This window comes from Paludibacter jiangxiensis, from assembly GCF_001618385.1.
Classification (GTDB): domain Bacteria; phylum Bacteroidota; class Bacteroidia; order Bacteroidales; family Paludibacteraceae; genus Microbacter; species Microbacter jiangxiensis.
This window is the reverse complement of record NZ_BDCR01000001.1, coordinates 1,077,145-1,098,681: the sequence shown is the minus strand read 5'-3', so window position 1 is coordinate 1,098,681 and position 21,537 is coordinate 1,077,145. Positions and strand designations below refer to the sequence as shown.

The window sequence follows — 21,537 nt, the reverse complement described above, 5'->3', positions numbered from 1 at the left end:
AAAGCCTACTCCCAAATTAAGTGCAACTAAAAACAAGATATTTATACTTTGTATCAGAAACTTCTTCATTTTCCTTTTATAAAGAACGACATATCATTTAATTAAACAACCAGTCCACGTTACCGGCATCGCCTTCGCCTCCCAGTCCGGCATTGCGGGGCGTGATTTTTTCCGAGGCATCGGTAAACCCGAGAATCATCAGGGCGCCTTTGCCCAGCGTCAGCTTGTTCTTCCCGGCCGGGAAGGTATAGCTGTGTACATTGACCGCAGCACGATCCGGAATTTCCACTGCATTGAAAATCTTCACGTCAGCCTGTCCGAAATCATTGGCACTGGCATCGATTTCCAGTTTCGGCGCTTTTGCGTATTCACCCTTCGGTGTATTAAAATAGCCCACCAGTACATTCACCGGCTTTTTGTTTTCAAAGGCAACGGTTGTTCCTGCCGATGCCTGATTTTCAAAGTTAAAACGAATTCCTTTCAACTGTTTCAGTTCGTCGGCTACGGCATTGATCTGATATTCTTTGTCACCGAAAACTTTTTCGCCTTTCATCAACGGGTAGAATTGCTGTGATTTATCGAGCAAGGTAACTTCTGCCGCCTTCAATGGTTGAACGGTACGAACGGCATTACCTCCGTTCTGTTTCACAAAAGCGATATTCTTACGGAATGTGGCCAACTCCTCTTCAAAATGAAGCAACAGTTCGGCCCAGGTTTTGTTCTTTCCTCCGGCACTACTGATTGGAATTTTGCGTTGACCGGTCTGCATACTATTGGCGTACAGGTAGGTATCTTTTGTCAAATCGACCAGACGACGGTAATAAACCAGACTCTTATCCAGAAGCGCAGCTGCACTATCGAGGTCGGCAATGCGACCGGAATGACCATACTCCATGGCCAACATAGCCGTTTTTACCTTCAGCGCAAAGAAATTAGCGAAGGCATCATAACAGTGTACATCGTTGCGCAAGCGTTCGAACTCGGCACGATTTTTGGTTACATGCGGAGCGGCCAGCTCAATGGCTTTCGCCCCTGCTGCACCGTGCGCCACGGCAGTCGCAATCATCTGCGGCGGAATTTCACCCACATGCGGTTGGTGATTCCACTCTTTGGTCATGTACTCGCTGAGCAACTCCCCTTCCGGGCCACAGGATGCAAAAAATTCGGGATATGTTGTCCATTTCTTAGGATTAACCAACTGACTCATAAACATACCCAACAAGAAAGTCTGACGATTGCCTTCGGTGATACCGAACTTACGCAACAGTTGCGGAGAGATTTCTCCATCCTCTTCGTAGGCCGTCAGAATATTTTTCGCCGCATCGGTACCGCATTGGTACATCGAATCCAGGCGGGCACTCCAGTAATTTACTTCATCCGAACGGTCACGATCGGCTTTCCACGCATAGCGCGACCAGGCACTATACCAGATCCAGTCGCGATCCATTTCCAGCAGGCGTTTATCCGCCTTATCAGCAGAATAGGGCCAATCCCAGTACGATGCCTGCGGATATAGATGAAGAGCATTGGCCCCCTGTGCGCTGTGCATTGCTTTCACGGCCTTCTGGATAAAGTCGGGTGAACCGTAACGGAACGGTTCGAGGTTGGCCAGAATATGAACGTTCTCAATAAAGATGGAACCCAGTTCGCTAAGCCCCTTATTGACGGCAGTCCAGGGACCGCGCGGCTGATAGGTGGTCAGCGATTCGCCATTGTATTTGTTCATCGTATAGAGGTTTTTATACAATGGCAAAGAAGCCGTAATCACCATTTTGGCATCGGTATCGTGGTTGCGGAGAATGATCGGCGGCTCGTCGGTACGACCCAACGCTTTCAGTCCGTCTTTCACACCCGGAATAATCGTTTTGGTAAACCATTCACGGTCATCATCGTAGGTATCCATCGCTTCGCCAAGGCAAACGAGCAGCCCTACATTGGGATATTTTTCAATAAACGCGGCAATCGATTTACGGGTATAATCCGCAATTAAAGGTGTGATGGGACGGCTGCGATCCTGTGTTTTGATGCCGTAATGTTCGGCAAACGGCTTGGACACCAAAATATTGTAAAACATCTGGATCACCCAGATACCCCGTTTGTTAGCCTCCTTGGTCAGGAAAGCAAAGAGTTCCTCGTTCTTTTTGAAATCTTCGTCCGACACTTCCACCGCAAACGGATAGTCCTTCAGTTTGACCAGCGAAGCAAACGGGTGGCCGTTCCAAAGATAAACCGAATTCATTTTGTTGTCCACCAACATATCCAGATATTTGATCCACATTGCTTTGTCGTACAACCATGGAAAAACTTCGGGTGTGTACGGATATTCGTAAACCGTACGTCCGGGCAGATAATAGGGTTTTTGCACCCCGATACAAGCACCGCGCAGCACCATCTCCGGATGATCGGAATAGTTCAGATCGGCAGGTAAAGACTTCTTTTCGTTCAGTTTGGCAATCAGGTCGATGCAACCGTACAATGCGCCCGAAGCATCTTTCCCTTTAATGGCAATACTCTGCCCGACGGTTTTCACCGAATAACCCTCTTTTGCAATGGTTTGTACAGTATCAATGCCCACGGAAATCTTCCAATCTTTCTTTGAGGCTTTCGCCTTAGGTGAGACATCAACAAGGTAACCCTGCTTTTCAAGAGCCGTTTTTACACGGTCGATGCCGTATTCCACCCTTGCATTGCCGGGAGCAGAATTGACCATGACCACTTTTTCGGCGGCAAACGCCGTGATGGAGAAACAGCTCAGAAACAATAATATATTTTTGATTATCATACGCTTAATTATTTACCATACGTTTTGTGTGCTCTGCGATTCTGGATTGTTAAATACAATGTATAAAGACACGGCACCAAACCAACGCCATTTGCCAGCATCATCGGCATATCTTCTATGAGCACTCCATAGGTAAACCATAAAATGACGCCTATCGTCATTGTGAGATACATTCCCAATGAGATACTATGCGTGTCTTTTGTCTTAAACACTTTGTAGGCCTGCGGAAACTGGCAAATTGCAGAGCAGACACCGGCTGTATAACCGACTATAGCAACATTAAATTCCATATTTTAGATTTATAATTTCCCCGATAGCTATCGGGATTACAATTTACTATTCGAATTTGTATTTTCAACAGACATCAGGGCTATGCTCCTTGGCAAAAAACAATGTCATTTTTTATGGGACAAGCGGTTTCCTAACCGCTTGGTACTGTTTTTTCAAGCGACAAGGATGTCGCTTGTCCCTTCAGTCCAGATTTACACACACATCTCATGCACCAATCTGTAGGCTTCCTCCTGTTCAGCTGTTGTAGCACAATAAGTTACTACCACCATTTTCATCCCATTCGTCCAAAGACGGGAAAGCTGTTCGCGGATAGTAGCGACATCGCCCACGATGCGGGCATTGAGCGCCACACCGGTATTTGCAAAGCGCCGGAAAGCTTCCAGGTTGTCTGTTGCTCCCGGATCGGTCTGCGGCGAAAAGGCGCCATCGGCCATCCGGATTCCTTTGGTTGCCAACACAGCATCGATCCAGCCGGACCAATCACCACACGAATGGAACACCGGGCCACCCAACGGGGCACATATTTTTTCCACGTAAGGTGCCGCCATTTCGGTATATTGTTCGGGAGCAATCATAATGGCATTGTCGTCGCTCATACCAAGCCCACTCCATTTAACGGAAGAGGCAAATCCGTGCCCCGGCAACGCCAGTGCGTCACCAATCAACGCCTTTTGCTTTTCATCAAAGCGGATTGTAAGATCAGACAACAAATCGAACAAGGCCTGTACCTTTTCGGGGGCCATCATCAGATCCATAAAGAAACTGTCCAATGGTAGCAAGCTCGCCACAATATTGAGGGGCGATTGCATATCGGTGAATGACACCGGTACCCGCCCTTTGGTCTGATCCATAAAATATTCGATCATCTCCAGCGTATGCTCTCCAATGGGAGTTTCGGCAACTTCCTTGTAGTCGCAGTCCAGAATTTCGTCGATGGACGAAAAGCGCGGCTTCATGGCCGGAGCATTTCCTTCTGCCCAATGATAATCGCCGCCAAAAGCACTCGCAATGGTTCCAATGCCATACCACGGCTCCAAAAAATTGGGCACATCTGCTTTGAACAACATGCTCTTTTCCAGCGCTCCTAATTGAAGAGCCAGTGACAACTCCCTGTTGCGACAACCGTACGAAAAGCACTCGGCCACCCGCATCCGGCGATAGACCATCACCCCGGAATCGTTTTTCCAGAAAGCTTCGCAACCGGTATTCAGCTCGTTGCAATAAGCCTCGTAGCGGTCGAAATCGAAATCGGCAGGCTTCACGGGAACGACTGTCGTCGCCTGCGCATCGGAAAGGGTATTATCGAATTGTTTTGCCATAGCCTGTTATTTTCCTGCCGAATACTCTTTTCTTAGTTCTTCCACGGTTTCAAAAATCACATCGATTTTATCGTCGGTCACGCTGTCGTCCATGTTGATGCAGCAAACGGCTGTCAGGTACGGATTGCCGGAATCGTGCACCAAACGGGTGATGTGACCACGGATCTCATCATGCGACTGCTTGGCCAACTCCACCGGACTAAGGCGAATGCTGAACATCGTTTCGGGCAGGTGCTCGCGCAACAGTTTCACATCGCCGCCCCAACCCAGATCAAGAAAGTCCAGATGCGGAATTTTGGCAAAACTGGCTGCCATGCGGTGTGGATCGGGTCCGCAATAGTGCACTCCGTACGGACGACGGGCGCTCCATTTTACATCATAGGGCAACAGAAACTCTTCGTAATCGGCCTCCGAAATCATGGTGTGCGAACATTCAGAATGAAGCAGTACCGGTTCTTTCAGCAAGCGAACGTTACGGGTAACCGAAATGGAAGAAGTACCGGTAAGATTCTGAACATAGGTTGTAAAGCGTTCGATCACCTGAGCGATTTTGTCAAAGTATTCCTTCACCTCGTCGGGCGTCATCATCATGTCGATAAAGATGTTTTCGCCCCGCACATCAAGCGCCAGATTGAGAATTCCTCCCCAGTTGATATCGCCGGTAAGGTAACCGTATTTCTCTTTCAAAGCGGCAACCAATTTTTCGAGGCGCTGAAACGGTTCCGAAGCGAATGCTTTTTCGACATCAATTTCAAGTGCATCGGCATGAAGCGCAACTACCTGTGGCGGATGCGAGTCGGTGTAGTTGACCGTGCAACCGAGCATCTCCGACAGCAAAAAGCCGGAAGCCAGGTGCACCGCCCCAATCTCGGGACGCGCTTCATTGCGGTATTCGCCCAAACCGTATTTTCCCCAACGATCGTACAACACCTTCTCCTTGTGTTGCTCTTCTTCCACCCGTTTCAACGGATTGAAAAAGAAATCGCGATCGAAGGTAATTCCTTCGTTTTTATTCCACCACTCCGGTGCCAACACAATATCGACCGGCAGTATTTTGTTCCCCAACAAAGGATTTGATTTAAAAGACATATTATTGATTTACAATTTATTCATTTACAATGTACCATTGAAACCTGAATCTGTTTTTACCGCAGAGATCGCAAAGATGTTCGCAAAGAAAACATTTGGAGTTCTTCTCGATGTCTTAGAGACCCTTTCGTTTGGTCAGATTTCATTTTCAAATTTCCACATTCTCAAATTTTCAAATTAAGAAGTCTATTTTCTCAGCAAATTCAGCCAAACAGTCATGTCGCCCTGACCACGATTACCCCATGCAAAATAAGGAATCATCCGAATCGAAACCTCTTTCTTCAACGGTGACACTTCCCGGTAAAGGGTATTGCTCCAGTCGCCGGCATTTTCCACAGAGGCTTTTCCTTCGAGGGCAACGAGTTTTGCACCGTCAATTTCAACCGGTTTGGGCGTAAACTTAATATCGGAAGGCAATGTCACGCCAAAGATGTTGTTGCCCGGCAAATCGACGCCTTCCATGCAATAAACCACCGGACCGCGTTTTAGGGCCACCTGGTTGCGCGACTCTTCCACCAGCGGATTGGCCTCCATCAGTTTGGCTTCCATCGGCAAATTGAGTTCCACCTTGTCGCCGGTTTTCCATTTCCGTTCCAATTTGACATACGAACAAGAGGCCAGATTCGTCTGCTCTTCCTTACCATTCACCGTGAGGGACGCCCCCTTGCACCAGCCCGGAATGCGGACAAACAGCGCGAATGCTTTTTTCGGGGCTTTCTTCACTTCAAGCGAAACAGCGCCATCCCAGGGATAATCGGTCGTTTGATCAACCTGAATTTTCTCGCCGTTTTCGAGCGTGGTATTGATCTCGTTGCCACCGTAAAGATTCACCCACAAACCTTCTTTGGAGAGATTGTACGCATAATCCTGCACTTCGGAAACAGTACGGGTGGTATTCGGAGGACAGCAGTTGGACAAGGCAATATAAGGAATACGGCCACCCATCCAGCGCATTTTGTACGGGAAATTGGTAGACTGGCTCAACGGATTGGTGTAGCAAAAATCGACCCCATCGAGGCTCACGCCCGACAAAAGGCTGTTGTACAAAACCAGTTCCACCACATCGGCATATTTGGCATCGCCGGTAATCTGCAACATCCTCCAATTGAACAACAGATTCCCGATATTGGCACAGGTTTCGTTGTAGGCCGTCATGTTAGGCAGTTGGTAATCGCGACCAAAAGACTGATGCGTTTTCTGAATCTCAACCGGATTGTAAGAGGTTCCGTAAGGCGAAACTCCGTCGTACAGCGCTCCGCAACCACCGGTGATATACATTTTGGTATCCACCATATTGTTCCAAATCAGGTTCAACGGACGAAGCAGCGTGGTGTCACCCGTTTCGGCAAAAACATCGGCTACCCCGGCATATAGGTAGTTGGCACGCACGGCATGGCCCATCGCCTTGGTTTGCTGACGGAACGGCACACGATCCTGATTGTCGTCGGTGCCCTCTTTCATCATGCCGCGTATATCAATCAAACTCTTCGACAGTTCCAAATATTTCGGATCACGGGTAGTACGGTACATCTCTACCACTCCCATGTAGTGCGACGGACAGATGGCATTACGCGCCAGTTCGGGCGAAGCTTTTTTGTAAAAATCATAGAGAAAATCGGCCGCCTTAATTGCCGCATCGAGCAAGGTACGTTTCCCCGTAGCGCGGTAATGCAGGCAAGCGGTGGTCATCAGGTGCCCCATGTTGTAGGTCTCGAAATTGAGCCGGTCGGCAAAAGCCCCTGCCTCTTTCGGATTGTTTCGTTGGGCAATTATGGTCGGTGTGTGAATATAACCGTCGGTACGCTGCGCCTTCACAATCACCGGAATAATCTCGTCCATCAGCTGGTCAAGTTTTTTATCGCCGGTCTGGGCGTAAAGGCTTACCAAACTCTCGAACTCCTTATAAAAATCTCCGTCCTGAAACGATGGTCCGACAAAACGCCCGGTATCTTGTCCGGCCGCGATCTGAAAATTCTGAATGGCATGACCCAGTTTCGGATCCATGTAGGTTTTCAATAACTTAGGCGACATGGAACTGCGGCACACCTCGAAACGATCGGCCCAAAAACCTTTCGTCCAGTGCACATCGCCCATGTTTACTCCAATCAGCTTCGCGTAAGGACTCTGCGAAGTGTTGACCAAACTCTTGTTTTGTGCCGTCGAAACAGCTACTGCTCCGAACACTAATACTAAAAATAAAACTCCAATTTTCTTTATTGCCATAAAAATCTGTTTGAACGCTAATGACACAAAACACGCAAATGTTCGCAAATTCCGTTTACAAAATAGCTACTGTATTTTGCGTCAATTTGTGACTATTCGCGTTTTTTGCGTTCTATTTATATTTTACACTATATTCTTTCCCGGCCTGAATCTCCAGTTCGTATTTATTGCCTCCTTTGGCAACAATCGGACCTTCTTTGCAGGAGGGTTTCGATTTGCTGGAGAAACGGAGCGTACCCACGCCTTCATCGGCCTTCACCCTGATTTCCTTTGTGTTGAAATAGAGATGAACCTTTCCGTTCGGTGTCGGCACATCGCCTTCCATCCATTGCAAATCTCCAAGACTGGGTTCGATATCGTAGGTTTTGTAACCCGGCGATGTCGGTTTCACACCCAGATAATATTTGCCCAACAGGTAAATAGGACTCGCTCCCCAGGCATGGCAGAAACTGTTGCCGAAGGGACGACCGTACATTGCCGTCTGGTTGGTGCGTTCCGGATTGTATTTTTCCCAGAAGGTGGTGGCACCAAGTTTAATCATACCTCCCCAGTAGTCGCGCATCTCTTTCAAAACATGCTTTTGTTCGCCTAAGGCACACAAGGCCTCCAGTTCGTAGAAACGCATATACGGAGTAGTAATTTTCAACGCGTGAGGATTGAGCAATACGTTTTGTTTTACCGCTTCCGTCTTTGACTTATCGAGATAGCCGAACAACACGGCAAACATATTGGTAAACGGAGTTACCTGCGCGCTTTGCTGACCGTTTTCGCGGTTATGCACAAAAGCTCCGGCTTTGTCCGACCAAAACGCCGGCAAGAGTTTTGCCTTCAGGTCGGTTGCCAATTTGGTGTAACTGTCGGCATCCTGCCTATTGTTCAATAAATTGGAGCACAGCGCCATGGTTTCGAGGCTACGGCAGAAGAGCAACTGTTCGAAGCTCACCTGTCCGGCTTTGCTCATTTTGAAGTCGGCCCAGTCGATAAATACCCAGTCGCCGGCCTTGCCCTCCATCATTCCGTCGGCATCGCGACGCGAGAGGCAGAAATCCATCAGGCTCTTCATGCGCGGGTAAAGCTGTTCGATGATCTTCTTATTTCCGGTGTATTGATAGTAATCGTAAATGCTCATGAACCAGTAAAAGGTGTAATCCATGATGGTGTTGACATGACTGGTCACCGGGTCTTTGCCGCGCAGGGCGAAGATGGTACGGCTCACCGCATCGGGATCGAAGAACGAGTAGTAGTTCATCAGGTAACTCTGGTAAGCGTCGCCACTCCACAACCAGCGGTCGCGTTTGATGCCGTCGATAAAGAATTCGCGGGTGGTGAGGTGCAGCGTGTAGGTGCCAACGTCCCACATTTTATTGATCAGCGGATCGTTGCAACGGAAGGTGCCTTTGTACTCCAACGGCAGGTATTCATATTGCATCGACAACGAATCGTACGAAAGCGCATTATCTTTTTCCACGTAAACATAACGGAACGCCTTCGAGAGATCGACCGTGTAATCTTTTGCCGACGGTTGATCAATGGTGAAATGATCCAGCGTTTCGCAACTATCGACTGAAAGTGCCTCTTCGGGCGATTCACCGTAGTAGACGCTGAGCGTTCCTTTGCCTTTCAGACCATTGAATTTGGGATAACCGAAGGTCTCCTTGCCGAAATCGTACAGCACCCCTTTGCCTACCTGCTTGTGAGAAACGGCCGGTTGGGGTTTGGTTGCCAGTTTGTAGGTCGAAGGAGTCGCGTCGGGCGAATTGAAATTCCACGAAGCCGCATCCAGGTAGAGCGTGCCCGACGAAGTGTCGGAAGCCTTGCCCGATTCGTCAATCCACTCCTTATCCTCGTAAGTCACCTTCCACGAACCGTCCGACTTGATGGTCGGCCCATTGACGTAAATGGAAGGCACGGTGGCCTGATTGAACACCTTGATATTGAGCGAGTGCTTGCCTGCCGGAATAGTCACCTTGTCGGGAAAACCGAACAGCATATTGCCATCGAGCTTCACGTTGTAACGCCCTTCCACCTTCAGCGAAACAGTTTCGGGAGCTGCTAGGTCGAGTTTTTTGGAGAACTCCACCAACACGTAGTGGCTGTCTACCTTCCAGAACGGAGGGAAGAAAGCACCGCGGGCAGTACGACGGTTCTGCACGTTGTTGCTCAGCCAGATCTCAAAATCGCCCGGATAGTAGATCCAGGTTGCCACTTTTTCGGCAAACAGGGTTTGAGCGGCAATGGCGACAAAGAGGAATACGAATAATTTTCTCATAAATATAATGTCCTATGAAAATCCAATTTCTAACTTATTTGTATCTTAAATCTTTAATAATGACGTTTGGGTTTTTCTTGAATAAGAGCTTTTGATAAAACTCCCTTAAAATTGGCTTCTTTAAAGATATTTCAAGCTGCCCGCCATCAATCACCTGATTTACAATACCTATGAAAACAATCTTACCATTTATGCTAAAAGCAATATATTGACTTACATTTCTCTTGGTTAAATCGTATAGAGCTTTTGTTCCGAGCGAATCAAAGTGCATCGTAATGCTATAACCTAAAGTCTCGCCCCATTTTGTTGGCATCCAGTCTTTGCTATACTCCGTTGGTAAATGACGTATTACTTGTTGTGCCGATAGATGAGTGATATTTTGAGTAGAAAGGTTCTCTATCATGCCATTCCCTTTTAGAAGATACAAAGCAACCGAATCATTTTGATCTATGTTGTACCAATGAAAAAACATATCAACAGGTAACTTTCTCTTAACACTTGTCTTTCTATATGCCTTATTTATTGAAGCTGTATCGGCAATTGCAAAATTCCCAATAAAAGCACTTCCAGATTTTATCTGTTTCAATCCATGTTGAAATAAACTCCCATACAATGACATATCTAGTAAATCGTTACTATACGTTTCTTGAAAATGCATTTCATTGTATTTCAAAACATTATTCAAACAAATAGAATCGAATTTCGATTCAAATGAAATTACGTAAGTTGATGAATCTTTTTTATAAAAACTAAAATCAGAGAGCTTCATCGCTTTTAGTGAATCAAGAATTGATGTTCCTGTGTTATTTTTAGCTTGAAACTCTATCTCCACCTTCTCGTTTCTATGCTCTGTAAAAGTATCTATACAATACAAATCAAACGGTATTGCAATCACGCACATCATTAAAAGTAAACGTATTGTTTTCATGGTAAGATTATTATTTAGACGTTGCTTTTATGCTATTTTAATGGTCGTAGAGACGTTGCATGCAACGTCTTTACAAATGGTCAATATTATTCTTCTATTGTATTTGTCAAATAATCAACAATTTGATTATTCACTATAGAATTTATCCTCTTCCCATTTAGCAGGATTTTGTACAATGTATTCTGCAATATGTTGATATTCTTCTTTTCCACGAATAATGTGATCATGGAAGCGCTCCTGCCATTCCAGTTCAAAACCCAACCTGCGTGCATGGCGCGATACTGCCGATTTATAGGAACGCACAATAACCGAAACAGAACCCTTCTTCGGAGAAATAACTGCCATCTGTACGTTTTTCACAACGGGTTGAACTAATGATGGTGGTGTTTGTAAGGACGTTGACATTGATTGTAGAGACGTTGCATGCAACGTCTCTACGGAACCGGAACCAGAATCAGAATCCAACACGGCATTCGTCAATTTCAATATGCCATGGATATGGTTAGGCATCACCACAAATTCACCTAATTCTACAGTTGATATATGGTTTTTAATCTCATGCCACAACACATCTGCCAAAACACCGGCACCCGAAAGTTCCATTTTTCCATCAACAATCTTTCCGAAATCGCATTGGCGACCTTTAGTACAAATTGTGATAAAATAGAATCCATCCCTGCGATAATCCCAATCATTCAATCGGGCTGATGGAATCCGGTATTTATATTGAAACCTGTCAGACATTGATTATTGTTTTACGAATTATTGTTAGATTGTTACTGGTTTCTGTAGAGACGTTGCATGCAACGTCTCTACTACCAACGCCAACGTCTCTACAATACCCTTGTCGGATTACAATTTCTTCAAATACAAATATTTCGGTTCCAGTCCTGCACGGGTTTTGATCGAATCGGAAACCTGCGGACCGTTGTTCTCCCAGGTATTACCGGGACCATTGGCATTCTTCAGATATTTTTCCGAAGGTGTCCAGTTGTCTTTCATAGTGATGAACGACGACCCTTCATCGGTATAGAGGTAGAACCAGTGCTTGGGATCATGCGCATACGACGGAGAATAGATGCTGTCCACCACGTTTTCCGAAATAGTGGATTTTGTCTGTACCGACAGCGTATAAATGCCCGCCACATCGTACATATGTTTGGCATAATGATGAATATAGTTGGCAAAAATGCGGTTGTTGCGCATGGCATTCACGCTCTTTGTCCATCCCCATCCTACGCTGATACCGGAATAAGACACCTCATTGATTTCGTTATGTTCAATATTGATGTTTCGCACAAAACCGGCAGCAATGCCCACACACCCCCAATCTTCGTTCGTTACATCGGTTATGTAGTTGTTTTTAATATTTTGACCGGAACAAAGCACCCGGATATCGGCCGGGTCGTACGGAAGATGACTTTCCAGAGCCTCTTCGGAGAAAGAGCCTATTTGCAATCCGTTTCCTGCAATATCGCGGAAGAGACACCCTTCAACCGTGGTGGACTGTGAACCTCTCACTACGTCCAAAGCGCACGAACCCAAATGTTCAAAACGGCAACCTTCAAAATTAATTTTGCTCGTGTTTAGCAGGGCAACAGCGGCAACAGGCCGTCCTACCCAGGCCTGATTTTCAATTCCTTTGTTTTCGTTTCCCGGCACTCCCGCGGGACGAAGCTTATACCCTTCGAGCAGATACATTCCGGCCTGCAAAGGTACATGCCCTTTCTCCGAAGGACGCGTCCAGGTGGTATGATTGAAAGCAATTCCCTTGAAAGTGATATATTGCACCGGTTTCTCCAGGGTTCCCTCCACGTTTACCAACGTCTCGATAGCTGGCACGATGGCTTCGGCCTTGCGCATATCTTCGCCCGGGCGGGGCATGTAGTAAAGTTTTCCGTTGTCCTGATCGTAAAACCATTCACCCGGTTGATCGAGCAGTTGAATGGCATTGGTCAGGTAAAACGCCGAATTGTTGAACGGTTTACCAACGGTAGGCGAAGGCCACGGATGCTCAAACTGAATACGCGACTCAGGATTATGGAATTTCACGCCGGCCGAATCTCCGTGAAAAATGATCGATTTGATGCGCAGGTTGGCCACTCCCCACATCTGATGGATGACCAGTTCGGCATGAGGTGCTTTGGCAATTGTTCTGACTGCCGATGCCGGTACCCACAGGGTTTGATGTTTTTTGTCGTTCTTCAAAATGGTATTCATTTTGGTGAAATCGGCCACATCACGGGCACGAACTGCTTTAGCACCATTCACCCACAACTGACGGAAATTAAGACGAATACCATTAAAATCAGGAACATCGGCCACCCAGAATTTTCCCTGCTTCTGCCAGCCGGTCACTTTCATGCCGCCACTTAAAACCGGCAATTCGCCGGCAGCGGCTTCAATGATGGTAGGACTGCTCTCCGTTCCGTTGTCTTCGGGACGAACGAAAACAGGTTCGTACTGAAAATAAGTTCCTCCTTTGAGAATAATATGAATCGCCTCATCTTTGGCTACTTTCTGCAAACGACGCAGGTTGCGGGCATCGCGCAGAGCCGCTGAGAGCGTGGCTTTGGGCGCAGACACGGAAGCATCGGCAGCATCATTGCCCGAAGGAGAGACATAGATATTAGTTGCAAAAAGCGAAACCGATGCCAGCATAAAACCGGCAAGAAAGAAGGACTTCATATATTAAATTTACAATTTATTCATTTACAATTGAAATCTGAATCTGTTTTTACCGCAGAGAGCGCAAAGATTTTCGCAAAGAAAAACACTAGGCTTGCTTTGTGGTTCTTCAGATTTCATTTTCAAATTCCCACATCTTCAAATTTTCAAATCTGTTGTTTTATCTTCCGGTAAATACAGTTTTCATTTTGGCAAACAACACAGCCGTATTCTTTGCGGGTCACGGTTTTGCCAATCCCGATAATGCCACTTACAGACTTGATCGGTTGCATCAGGCAGGAGTCGGTAAGCGAAATACCGCTCGGGTTCTCGCCAATAAGGCTGAACAATGCTTTCTGCGACGAGAGGTGCCAGTTGCAATAACCCGGACTGTATCGATTGCTGATCTCAAGGCCACGGGCTGCCGCTTTCAGTTCCAAAGCAGCCTGAATCTTGTCCATCGTTTTTTCCACCGTGAGTGATCCGATGGTATCCACGATATACGCTTCCAGAAAATCGTTCTGATCATTCAGGTATGTCGACAACTCCGAAAAGAGATCGCCTGCCGTACAGAGAAACAGCGCCGCATACTCCGATCCTTTGAGGTAACCGGCCACCTGACGCTCCACCCTCAGGCTTGTATCCGCAATAACAATTTGCCCGTCAGGAATACTCAGTTCATCAACCGGCAGAATTTTATACCCACCCCGAATATATTTGTTCGATTGCAACTCCGGTAAAATCTCTTCCAGAAACACAATTCCCGGATGCTCCTTTTCCGAAGGATCCAACCTCAGGAAATCGCAAATTTCCACTACCGTGGGGGCAACTTCCTCAAAAGTATAACTGTATGTTTGAAATTCTGTATGTTGCATTGATACCATAACGCGAGTAGAGGCGCAAGGCCTTGCGCCTCTACTACATGTTGTTATTATAATCTTTTACCGCGCTGAAAAATGCTTCGATATTGGCATTAGACGCATGCGGAGGAATGTCGCAACCCGAAGAAATGACGAAATTGGCATAGTTAGCCGTCTTTTCGAGCAAAGCTTTGGTTTGGACATACACCTCATCGGGAGTCCCCATTTTGAATACGCCGACCGGATCGAGATTTCCCATAACGATCACATCCGAAGGACAATCGTTCAAGGCCTGCACCATGTCGATTTTATTACCAAAATGGAGTGCCCGTGCGCCGGTTGCCAGCATCGCTTCCGTGCAATGGCCCGTGTTGCCGCAGTTGTGCAAAATTACAGTAAAATTGTCGTCCTGCACAGCCTCAACAATCTGTTTTACATACTCCGATGAATACATCTGACAATCTTCGTTCGACAATAAGCCGGCAGCAGGTTCGGCCATCACCACACCCTGCGTTCCGCTTGCCTTCAAAGCCCGGCAATAGTCAATCAGAAACTGTGTACATTTCGATAACAGTTCGTTGATGGCATCGGGCTCGATGTAGATACCCACCATAATTTCGGACATGTCGTACAACCGGCCTGCCAGCGAGAACGGTCCGATGCAGCCCGAAAATACCGGTTTGCCGGTAATATTTTCGGCGGCCAGTTTGTTGGCCAGCAAGTAAGCCGACACACGACCTTTATCGAGCGATGGCACTTCGAGTGCGGCAATGGATGCGGCATCCGATACCAGACGACCGGTCACCGTCGGCACCTCATTGTCCGGAAGATTGATGGTTGCACCAAAAGCCTCCGCCTCTACCGTCAAATCCATAATGGAGGTGCAGGCCGGCATGGCAAACTGCTCTGCCACCGATTGGATGGCCTCGTAATGTACTTGTCCGTCGCTAACGGCTTCTTTCACTGTTTTGCCGATCGCCTCGATACCCGGATGGGTCATAATGGGCAGGGCAATGCGTTGTTTACTTGTAAGAATGGAATCGATCCAGGATTTCATTTCAATTTGAGAATTTGAAAATTTGAAAATGTGCCAATTAAATCTGCATTGGCATATTTTATGCGATTAAAGTATCCAGCCAAACGATGTCGTCCTGTGGTGTTTTGCCATAGGCGTCGGCACCGATGGAGGCGGCAAACTCGGCTGAAAGAGGCGCTCCTCCCACAATAATTTTGGTGTCGGGCGATGCTGCTTTTACCGCTTCGATCACCGGTTGGATATTCACCATTGTGGTTGTCAACAGCGCCGAAATACCAAGCGCTGCACCCGGATGTTGCTGTACTGCTTCCACAAATTTTTCGATCTTCACGTCGATACCCAGGTCGATCACTTCCCAACCGGCACCTTCCACCATCATGGCAACTAAGTTTTTGCCAATGTCGTGCAAATCGCCGAATACGGTTCCGATAATGAAAGTGCCTTTGCGTTGAACGGCTCCGCTTGCAAAGAACGGTTTCAGATGCGCCATTGCAGCACTCATTGCCTTGGCCGACAACAACATCTGAGGAACGAAAATTTTATTCTCGGTGAACTTCTGTCCCACTTTACCCATGGCAGCAACCAATTCGTCCAAAATTTCAGACGGCTGTGCACCGGCTTCCAGCGCTTCTTTGGTATATTCGTCTGCTCCCGGTTGCCCTTTCATGTTGGGAGGATAAGGTGATGCCAGATTAATTTTTCCGAACTCCACACATTCGGAAAGCTTCAGTAATAATTCCTGATTCATAATGCTCTATGTTTTGTTTAGTGTAAATATTTTTGTTTAGTGTTTAGCGTTTATGTTCTGGTCTTTCAATTAAATATAATGTACAATGTAACCATCACAACGATCAGCAATCCCCAGGCAATTTTTACCGTATTCGATACTTTGATCGGTTTATAGTCCAGTGTATTTTCGTGATCCTCGGCTCGTTTGTCCATCAGTGAATAAACAACCGTGAAAAGCGACAGTCCCACAAATAGAAAGAACGACAGGTACAAAAAGTGCAAATTGACGAATATCAGTTTCATGTAAAATAAAATTCCGATCGTCAGACACACCAGTGTTCCGGCCGATAGTACCCAATTGATGGCACGGCGCGATGTCTTTTTCCACAATACGGCAAACAAAAATGCCACCGACATCGGCGGAGCAAGGAAGCCTAGTACCGACTGGAAGACATTGAACAGGTTCAACCCTTTAATGCCGTCGATTGCCAACGCGATAACCACCGATACCACGGCGCTTACCACCGTTACCCAACGACCGATGCGGATAATATCGGCATTCGAAGCGTTCGGCTTATGTTTTTTCAGGTAGATGTCCATCGTGTAAACCGTACTCACCGAATTGAGCGACGAACCCACGTTCCCAATCAAGGCCGCCATCAGCACCACGATAATCAATCCCTTCATTCCCATCGGGAAAATGTTGGTTACCAGTGTGAGATACGCTGCATCCGGATTTGCCAATTGCGGATAGAGCACAAAGCAAATCACCCCCGGCAGGATAAACAAAGGTACATCCAGAATCTTCAACCAACCTATAAAACTGGCACCCAATTGTCCCTGTTTCAGGTTTTTCGCTCCGAGTACCGACTGCACCATCGACTGTTCGGTACACCAAAACCAGACTCCCATTATTGGGTAACCCAGAATAATCGCCAGCCACGGAAAGTCCTTATCCGAGTTGGGCAAAAACATCTGCCAGTAGTGTCCCGGCGTTTGGCGAAACAATTCCGACGGTCCGCCTACCTTATCGAGTCCGATCAATGTCAACGTAAGCGAGACAATGATCAGCAAAATCATCTGAAAAACACTGGTATATGCAATCGCTTTCAGGCCGCCCGCTGCGGTCAGTAGTGTAGCCAATACCACCATGATAATGATGGATGACCACATCGGAATACCGAGTAATTGCTTCACCATGATTCCGCCGGCAAACAATCCCAGCGACAACCACGAAATCAGAATTGTGATCAGCGTGTACCAAGCCAACAGGTGGCGGGTCGACTGTCCGAACCGCTTGCCCATGTATTCGGGCAGGGTCGAGACCTTCGCTCCGATGTAACGCGGTGCGAAAACCACCGCCAGCATCAATATGAAAATGAACGCGTACCATGCAAAATTTCCCGACACAATACCCGTAGTGTATCCGGCGCTTGCCGAGGCCAGCAACATGGACGGCCCTACGTTGGTACCCCACATGTTGAGCCCAATGGAAGGCCATGTCAACGAGTGTTCGGCGAGAAACATATTCTCGTTCTCTTTTTTCTTCTTTACAAAACTCACCCAGTAACCGATAAAGATTAAAGTCGCCATGTAGACGGCAATAATCACAAAATCGAGCGACTGGAGAGTGCCTAAAATGTTATTCATGAATATTCAGTTTATAGTATAAGGTTAAAAAAATGTCCGTTATCGTACACGTAATTTATCAAGAAAAAATCAATTATTCCCGTTGTCAGAACATTATATCGTTTTTAGATTTCAACACTTGACCTCTCCCCAACCCCTCTCCCAAAGAGAGGGGCTTTAGATCTGCATTAATGAGTCTTATCTCATATTATCACCGTCGTATTCCTCCTCTCCTTGGGAGAGGAGGTGAGGAGGAGAGGTCATGACTCAATTATTCAATTTATTACTTTTCTTTCGATATAATGCACATTGAATTTATCTGTATTGCTCAACAATTTTCAATGCCTGTTCAATCTCCTTTTCCGATTTGAAATCGACGTTGATATGCAAGCCCTGATTTCCAACATTGTCTAGTAGCGGTTGCAATTCATCCAATGTCACCCAGTTGGCCATTACCGATTTGCCACCGGCCAGAATTTTTTTGTACAGGTCGTACCACTGCGGACTTCCTCCCTGCGGCTGACCATATCCCGGCGTCCATTGAATGGCGTTCAGGTTTTCAATCTCCAACAAAGCATCCAAATGGCGGATGGCATCCACCCCATCAAGGTGATAGAGCGTATAGTCGATCTTGTCGCATTGTTGTTTCAAAAATGGCAGAGCAAATGTCCGGAAATCTTCCGGTGAAATCATGATTGAGATATCGCACTGCAACTTGGACGTTTTAGCCGGTCCCCAGATGGAAAAATAGCAAAACGCCATCTCGCCGTCCACGTTGATAATGTCGTAAATATCGTCGAATACCTTGAAATATACATCGTTGATGGACTGCAACTGCTCCAGTGTTTTATCAGGATCGAGGATCATGTCCATCAGTACGTTATCCGGCCCTTTCAGACTGGCTAACGTATCGAGTCCTTCCACCAAATCAGGACAACCGACCAGATAATTTCCCTGCGCTTTTTCCTTGCAAGCCTTCAGCAAATCAAGGTGCAGCTGGTACCCTTTATTGTTGAGGTCGAACACGATATTGCCGTCAAGACCTGCATTTTCTCTGATCCAGATAGTATCTTCTCGACCTTCAAGATCGGCACCGATAGTTGCCGCCAACGAGCCGGGACCGAGTTGTGTATTGGCAACCGGCAGAATATCGGCCATATACGAATTGCGCGACATGGTATAGTGCAGGTAGTCGGCCCGCCACTGCGGATCGAACCAAAACTGATTCATATCTTTGTGCGGAGCGGGTGCAGCCACATCGGCATACGGCGCTCCATCCTTTTGCAGGTGTTCCCACATGGTCAGCACAATTCCCTTATGGTTCCACCAGTTGAGGTAGTGCTGCTTGGTTTCTTCAAAGTTAGTTTTCCAGGTTTGCATAAGTATAAATTTGTACGCAAAGACGCTATGACGCAATAATTCTTTTGCGTCTTTGTGTCATAGCGTACATTTCGTTTTTTCATCAAAGCGTATTTTCACTACTTTCGCCATATCCATTTCATCGGTGCAGTTCACATTTTCGGGATAAACCGGAATTTCGGCACTGTATTTCACGTAAACCGGCATCTGATCCAGTGGCACTTCCACGTTGCGCAACCAGCGTTCTCCTTCCAGTATTTCGCCAGTAAAAAAGTTCACCCACTTGCCTTCGGGCAAATAAATATCCCGACGGTTGTCCGAATTCATCACCGGAGCCACCAGCATATTGTCACCAAAATAGTACTGATCTTCAATGTGCCAGCAGGTTTTATCTTCGGGATGATGGAACAACAGCGCCCGCAACACCGGATAACCGGTATGCGTTACTTTTTCGCTCTGTTCCAAAATATACGGAATCAAGCGGTAACGGAGTTGCAACCATTTCTTCACGATTGGCGCAATGGCGGGATAGTGCCAGGGCTCACGCTCGTGTGAACCATGATAGCGCAGGTGCGACGAAAAGACCCCGAATTGTGTCCAGCGCACGTAAATATCATCGGGCAAAACGGAGTTCATAAAGTTGGGCACGCCGTGAAAACCCGGCACGTCATGGCTCCAGAAACCGAAGCCCGACAATCCTATATGCAAGCCGCCTTTCAACGAACCGGCCAAGCCGTCCCACGAACAAGCCGAATCACCGCCCCAGTGCAGGGGATAGCGCTGGCAGCCTGCCCATCCGGCACGCGCCCACACGATGCCTTCGCCGGCCACCTCTTTGGTGATTTCGTAAGCCGCTTTTTGGTACAACAATGGGTAAAGGTTGTGCAACTTTTCCGGCGTCATCGAATGGTATTCAGCATCCAGGTGGATATCTTCACCAAAGTCGGTTTTGATGCAGACAACACCCATATCAAGCAGCTTTTTCAGCAAGCCTTTGTACCATTCAGTCGCTTTGTCGTAAGTAAAGTCGATGGTGCCGGCGTAATCTTCCATACTAAAATTGGAAGAACCGGAAATCTTCCGTTCGCTCTTGCTGATATAGTCGTTGGCGTTGGCCTCTTCGTATTGCTCTGCATTGTAAGAGATGTAGGGCAATTGCCACAAACTTACACGATAGCCATCCTTCTTCAGGTCGGCGATAAATTTCTTCGGATCGGAAAAACGTTCGTCATTGAACTTCCACTCGCAGAGCCAGTCGGTTTTGAACCAGCCGGTATCCAGGTGAATCACATCGCAGGGATAGCCCTCGTTGCGCATCCGCTGACAAATATCGTTCACCTCGTCGGCAGAGAAATAGGTCATGCGGCTCATCCACGTTCCGAAACTCCAGAGCGGAGGCATGGTCGGGAAGCCAGTCAGTTGACGATAGCCGAAAAGGATTTGTTCGGCAGTGTCGCCCCCAATGAAGAACAGGTCGAGCACCGGCTCTTCCACCAACACCTGCGCCGAACGGGTAGAGTGATCGGCCAGCGAGAATTTGGCAAACGAAGAGGTATGCAGAAACAGTCCGTAATGTTCGCTCGAAAGGTAAAACGGAATATTTTTGTAGGCACGACGGTTGTTGACGCCCTGTCCGTCCTGATTGCGCAGTTGGAATGTTCGTCCCGAAAGATCCATCTTGGCAAACCGTTCGCCGGTACCTGCAAAGCACTCATCGGCTTTGGCTTTCAACGAACAGGTCACACGATTCGGAACATCGTTTCGTTCTACCAATGCCAACGCAAAAGCATCGTGGCGGGCAGGCGAAAACATATCGTAAGCTGAAAATTTAACCTCGTGCACGCCATCAGGAAAAAGGGTCAGGTCGATGGTTTCGGCCGGTGCCGGAACCAGATCGCTCCACCAGCTTATTTCGGGCTGGCGGAAACTGACATTGGCTTTGGTTTGGTTATGGGAGTCCCTGACGATCCATTCCTGCGCTGTTTTTTCAACATGCAAAGGATTGGACGTAAGACGTGCATCGAGTTCCAGCATCGGAGAGTCTTCCTTCCATTCGGTACCGAAACCGATGGCTGCCCGTACGATCTGCTGTCCGTAAGCCCGCAACCGCAACATATAGTTTTTGCGTGGCGCTGAAGTATCGGGATTGATCTCGTTGGAGTTCTGTTGCTTTTGAAACGGGATCGTAATAAATACGTCGCCATTCTTCACTTCAATTTCCGTGGGCGTACACGCTCTCCACAAGCGATCACCGCTGTCGAGCGCAGTACTGAAGTCAAGAAAATCGAACAGTTGATAGTTGGTCTGCTGCATGGATTTGGTATTATAATTCGCACACGGACTACACAGAAATAAC

Annotated in this window: 14 protein-coding genes and 1 pseudogene; all 15 read right to left on the bottom strand. The window is 47.2% G+C overall.

The window, feature by feature from the left end; genetic code table 11:
* Positions 1–97: 97 nt before the first annotated feature.
* Positions 98–2,776, bottom strand: coding sequence for an alpha-d-galacturonidase (locus tag PJIAN_RS04135; protein WP_068702739.1), 2,679 nt, complete (start codon positions 2,774–2,776; stop codon positions 98–100).
* A gap of 14 nt (positions 2,777–2,790) precedes the next feature.
* Positions 2,791–3,072 carry a SemiSWEET family sugar transporter gene (locus PJIAN_RS04130; RefSeq protein ID WP_068702278.1) on the bottom strand — a complete coding sequence of 94 codons (282 nt, stop codon included), beginning with the start codon at positions 3,070–3,072 and terminating at the stop codon, positions 2,791–2,793.
* Between the two features lie 192 nt (positions 3,073–3,264).
* Positions 3,265–4,392, bottom strand: coding sequence for a uroporphyrinogen decarboxylase family protein (locus tag PJIAN_RS04125; protein ID WP_068702274.1), 1,128 nt, complete (start codon positions 4,390–4,392; stop codon positions 3,265–3,267).
* Between the two features lie 6 nt (positions 4,393–4,398).
* Positions 4,399–5,481 (bottom strand): uroporphyrinogen decarboxylase family protein, encoded by a 1,083-nt coding sequence (locus PJIAN_RS04120; RefSeq protein WP_068702273.1) that lies wholly within the window; start codon positions 5,479–5,481, stop codon positions 4,399–4,401.
* Positions 5,482–5,667: 186 nt separating this feature from the next.
* Positions 5,668–7,698 carry an aceric acid hydrolase gene (locus tag PJIAN_RS04115; RefSeq protein WP_201787341.1) on the bottom strand — a complete coding sequence of 677 codons (2,031 nt, stop codon included), beginning with the start codon at positions 7,696–7,698 and terminating at the stop codon, positions 5,668–5,670.
* Positions 7,699–7,816: 118 nt separating this feature from the next.
* On the bottom strand, positions 7,817–9,973 hold the full coding sequence (locus PJIAN_RS04110; RefSeq protein WP_068702269.1) for an alpha-L-rhamnosidase-related protein: 2,157 nt from the start codon (positions 9,971–9,973) through the stop codon (positions 7,817–7,819).
* Positions 9,974–10,007: 34 nt separating this feature from the next.
* The gene (locus PJIAN_RS04105) at positions 10,008–10,901 is read right to left on the bottom strand and encodes a hypothetical protein (RefSeq protein ID WP_153802482.1); all 894 of its coding nucleotides are present in this window, start codon (positions 10,899–10,901) and stop codon (positions 10,008–10,010) included.
* 126 nt (positions 10,902–11,027) lie between these two features.
* Entirely contained in the window at positions 11,028–11,645 is a 618-nt protein-coding gene (locus PJIAN_RS04100; protein WP_068702265.1) for a transposase, read from the bottom strand.
* Positions 11,646–11,753: 108 nt separating this feature from the next.
* Complete coding sequence (locus tag PJIAN_RS04095; protein WP_068702264.1) at positions 11,754–13,589, bottom strand: right-handed parallel beta-helix repeat-containing protein; 1,836 nt, start codon at positions 13,587–13,589, stop codon at positions 11,754–11,756.
* Positions 13,590–13,735: 146 nt separating this feature from the next.
* The gene (locus PJIAN_RS04090) at positions 13,736–14,443 is read right to left on the bottom strand and encodes a vitamin B12 dependent-methionine synthase activation domain-containing protein (protein WP_068702262.1); all 708 of its coding nucleotides are present in this window, start codon (positions 14,441–14,443) and stop codon (positions 13,736–13,738) included.
* Positions 14,444–14,486: 43 nt separating this feature from the next.
* Positions 14,487–15,485, bottom strand: coding sequence for a uroporphyrinogen decarboxylase family protein (locus PJIAN_RS04085; protein WP_068702260.1), 999 nt, complete (start codon positions 15,483–15,485; stop codon positions 14,487–14,489).
* Positions 15,486–15,543: 58 nt separating this feature from the next.
* The gene (locus PJIAN_RS04080) at positions 15,544–16,212 is read right to left on the bottom strand and encodes a cobalamin-dependent protein (RefSeq protein WP_068702258.1); all 669 of its coding nucleotides are present in this window, start codon (positions 16,210–16,212) and stop codon (positions 15,544–15,546) included.
* Positions 16,213–16,277: 65 nt separating this feature from the next.
* Positions 16,278–17,843: a sodium:solute symporter family transporter gene (locus PJIAN_RS04075; RefSeq protein ID WP_068702256.1), complete on the bottom strand. Its 1,566-nt coding sequence runs from the start codon at positions 17,841–17,843 to the stop codon at positions 16,278–16,280.
* Between the two features lie 300 nt (positions 17,844–18,143).
* Positions 18,144–19,202: pseudogene (locus PJIAN_RS04070) on the bottom strand (uroporphyrinogen decarboxylase/cobalamine-independent methonine synthase family protein); the annotation flags it as partial.
* A 57-nt stretch (positions 19,203–19,259) separates the two neighbouring features.
* Entirely contained in the window at positions 19,260–21,494 is a 2,235-nt protein-coding gene (locus PJIAN_RS04065; RefSeq protein WP_068702252.1) for a glycoside hydrolase family 31 protein, read from the bottom strand.
* Positions 21,495–21,537: the final 43 nt, after the last annotated feature.